This window comes from Nevskia soli (genome assembly GCF_903970205.1).
Classification (GTDB): Bacteria; Acidobacteriota; Terriglobia; order Bryobacterales; family Bryobacteraceae; genus Bog-113.
This window is the reverse complement of record NZ_CAJCHS010000247.1, coordinates 1-3,742: the sequence shown is the minus strand read 5'-3', so window position 1 is coordinate 3,742 and position 3,742 is coordinate 1. Positions and strand designations below refer to the sequence as shown.

General features: G+C 58.1%; 4 protein-coding genes. 1 reads left to right on the top strand and 3 read right to left on the bottom strand.

Annotated elements, in window-relative coordinates; genetic code table 11:
• From H1Y01_RS11210 to H1Y01_RS11205, 3 genes are all read right to left on the bottom strand, one after another.
• On the bottom strand, window positions 1–1,318 hold a 1,318-nt coding region (locus H1Y01_RS11210; protein ID WP_180540609.1), incomplete at its 3' end, for a phosphoglucomutase.
• A gap of 732 nt (window positions 1,319–2,050) precedes the next feature.
• Window positions 2,051–2,248: a hypothetical protein gene (locus H1Y01_RS19520; RefSeq protein WP_219341463.1), complete on the bottom strand. Its 198-nt coding sequence runs from the start codon at window positions 2,246–2,248 to the stop codon at window positions 2,051–2,053.
• Between the two features lie 11 nt (window positions 2,249–2,259).
• Window positions 2,260–2,745, bottom strand: a complete 486-nt coding sequence (locus H1Y01_RS11205; protein WP_219341462.1) for an aldo/keto reductase — start codon at window positions 2,743–2,745, stop codon at window positions 2,260–2,262.
• 131 nt (window positions 2,746–2,876) lie between these two features.
• Here H1Y01_RS11205 and H1Y01_RS11200 point away from each other — a divergent pair, with 131 nt between their 5' ends.
• On the top strand, window positions 2,877–3,563 hold the full coding sequence (locus H1Y01_RS11200) for a succinate dehydrogenase cytochrome b subunit (protein WP_180540608.1): 687 nt from the start codon (window positions 2,877–2,879) through the stop codon (window positions 3,561–3,563).
• Window positions 3,564–3,742 lie beyond the last annotated feature (179 nt).

Below are 3,742 nucleotides of genomic sequence, written 5' to 3'. Positions count from 1 at the left end.
CCTCCAGCTCCTGGTAGTGCTCGCCGGGATCTTGGCGCGTGACCGCCGTAATCTCCGCCGACAGAAGCCCTAAGATCAAGCCGTCCTTATCGGTCGACCATACCTTGCCATTGCGGCGCAGAAAACTGGCTCCCGCGCTTTCTTCTCCGCCGAAGCAACAGGATCCGTCGAGTAATCCGGGCGAAAACCATTTGAAACCTACCGGCACCTCCCAGAGCGTCCGTTTCAATTGCTTGACTACCCGATCGATGATACTGCTCGAAACCAGCGTCTTCCCTACGACCGCACTTGCCGGCCAATCGGGCCGGTGCCCGAGTAAGTACCGGATCGCGACCGCGAGGTAGTGGTTGGGATTCATCAACCCGGACGAACGCGTGACAATCCCGTGCCGGTCTGAGTCAGGATCATTTCCCCAGGCGATGTCGAAATCGTCCTTGAGTTTGACTAAGCCGGCCATCGCATAAGGACTCGAGCAGTCCATGCGAATCTTGCCATCATGATCGACGGTCATGAAGGCGAACGTAGGGTCAACCTGCTTATTGACGACGTCGATATTCAGTCCGTACTTATGGGCGAGCGGCTCCCAATACGCGACTGCGGCGCCGCCAAGCGGGTCGACTCCGATGCGAAGGCCCGCGCCGCGGATTGCATCGAGGTCGATCACGTTCGCCAGGTCGTCGATGTACGCGGCGGCGAAATCCTGCTCCTTAGTGGTGGGCGCGCGCCTGGCTGTATCGTAATCGACGCGTTGCACGGCTCCCTCGCCGCGCAGGATGGCATTGGCGCGGTCTTGAATCCAGCCGGTAACATCGGTGTCGGCGGGTCCGCCATCGGGCGGGTTGTACTTGAAGCCTCCATCGGCCGGCGGGTTGTGCGACGGAGTAATTACGATACCGTCCGCCAGGCCGCCTGTGCGCCCGTCGTTGTAAGTGAGGATGGCGTGGGAGATAACAGGCGTGGGCGTGAAGCCGTCGCCGGATTGAATGATGGTGGGGACCAAATTGGCGGCGAGCACCTCAAGCGCGGTGCGTTCGGCCGGGCGCGAAAGGGCGTGCGTATCCTTGCCGACAAACACAGGGCCGGTATAGCCTTTGGATGCGCGATATTCGCAGATGGCCTGAGTAATGGCGAGGATATGGTCCTCGTTGAACGTGCCGTTGCTGGACGTGCCGCGATGTCCGCTGGTGCCGAAGCTGACGAGTTGGGCGGGGTCGGCGGGATCGGGAGAGCGCGAATAATACTCCGATTCGAGCAGAGCGACGTTAATCAGCAGGTCTTTGGGAGCCGGCTTACCGGCGAGCGGCGAGATCTCAGGCATGCGGGTTGACTTTATCATGACGCGCGATTCCGGCGCGTTTGCTGTTACGATCTGGTTGACTGGTTGGGACTTGCCGCGTGAAGAAATCAAGATTGGGAGATGCGCTGCAGATCATAGGTCCTGGGCTGTCTGTCGGATATCTAGGTTGGTTCCTCACTAAATCGGCTTGGGGAGCGGGGATCGCTTTCGGTATTGGTTTCGCGGTTGGGCTACTGTGCTGCTCCATCAGGAACATGGAGATCAGGTAAGTTCGGAGCAGCGTTTTTGGATAGAAGCGCGAGGTGGAACGTCAGGAACTGCTAACTTCGCGCCCGGGACTCGGCATTAGCTTCGCGATTTTCGCCGATTGAATTCTCGCGCCACTGATGTGAAGTTCGGCCAGCCGCTGCGCTGTAGCTTCCGATGCGATCCAACCTGTTTGTTGAGCCTTCATCCAATTCGCAATAACGCGGCATAAACACGCTTGGCTTTGGTCGCGCTCCAAACGCTCTCGCGGCGAACAGCACTCTCAGGGATTCAGGGACTTCTTCTCCACTAGCCACCATGTCCGCGAACACCTGTAAGCCTATCGTTTTGACCTTACGGATGGCCTCGCTCTCTGACGCCCCGTATGCCATAACGCCAGGAAGAGCGGGGACGGACGCCAGAATTCGGCCATTTTCCTCGCGTTCCACTTCGACTCGAATCGGTTGAATCTCCACCATTCAGACTTTAGAGCGTTGGCGAGAGACATTATCCCAGCCACTGCGAATTCTTAGCCGTAGAATCGAAGCGCGACGTAGCCTTGAATAACTCGTACTTCATTTCGAGCGCGTAGCGCTTAGTCTTTGCAGCAAGCTGAGTTACTTGAGCTTCAGTAAGTGACTTGAAAGTCTTCACGGCATTCAAAGCTTGTTCCAGTATCTCCAGCTTGTCGCAGCCGGTGATCACGACAGACGCACTTACCGCCCAACGGCTTCATCGTCTGCACCCCGATACCTTCTTTCAGCGCGCGCGGCTTCACTTGATGGCCGAAGCTGCAGAAGGTATAATCCATCACGTTCGAAGGATGCAGCGCCGCGTCGAAATGAAAGCCGTGCTGGGCAACGTCGAGCATCCGCGAAAGCTTCGTGCGCGTCGCCAGTGGCGAAGATGCGATCGGGATCCTCCCTACAAATCACCTCGTGATATTGCAGCAGGTCCACGTGGTCGGTTTGCAGGCGCTTCAACGATTCGTCAATCTGCTTCGCGGCAGCTTCTCTTTGGTGCGCCCGTCGATCTTGGTCGGTCAGGAAGACCTTTTGCCGGTAGCCGTCGCGCAGTGCTTTGCCCATGCGCGTTTCCGCCTGACCAATAGGCGAACCGCCCAGGCCGACGAGGGAAACGGTCTCACCGGTCCGGCCCAGCGCCCGGTAGATCATGTCGCCGCGACGGGTTTCGGCGGGCATCGGCCCAATCGCCTGGCCGACGGGAGGACGCCCGGCGCCAATCGTTCTTCAAATCCAATCGGATTTGCGAGCATCCTTATAATTAAGTTGGATACACTCCATACACCCGTTTTCTTAGGACTTAAACGTCAATGAGTTCGATCGCGCTGCCCACCCCGCTCAGTCACGCCTACCGGTTTTGGCAAACAACGGTTGGCAAAAAGGCCATCATGGCGACCACCGGAGTGGTTTTGTTCGGGTTCGTGCTCGGCCATCTTGTCGGCAACCTCCAGGCGTTCGAGGGGCGCGCGAAGCTGGACGCCTACGGGGCGCTTCTCCGCAGTTTCCCGCTCGAGCTTTACGCCGTGCGTTTGGTGCTGCTCCTCTGCGTTACGCTGCACATCGTCACGACCGTGCAGTTGGCGCTCCTGAAGAGTCGGGCGCGGCCGGTCGGTTACGTCAAGAAAAACAATGCCGCGGCGAGTTATGCCTCGCGCACCATGTATTGGAGCGGCCCGATCGTTCTCGCGTTCATCATCTATCATCTGGCGCAGTTTACGTTTCTCTATACGGATCCGCGCTATGTGGAAGGACGCATCTACGACAACCTGGTGCTCGGGTTTCAGAACTATTGGATTTCGGGGTTCTATATCGTCTCGATGATCCTGCTCGGGATGCACTTGAGCCACGGCATCTGGAGCATGTTCCAATCGGTCGGCATCCTATCGCCCGCCTATGCGCCACTAATGAAGCGCACGGCGCAAGTGCTCGCGATAGTCATCACCGTCGGGTTCATCAGCATTCCGGTCGCCGTATTGGCCGGAGTGATTCACTTATAAGTCGGATTTGGGAAGAAACTAACTATGGTTCTTGATTCACGCATACCGTCCGGACCGATTGAGCACCTTTGGGAGCAAGCCCGCTTCGATCTGAAGCTAGTCAACCCGGCGAATAAGCGCAAGTACGAGGTGTTAGTGGTCGGGTCCGGGCTGGCCGGCGCATCGGCTGCGGCGTCGCT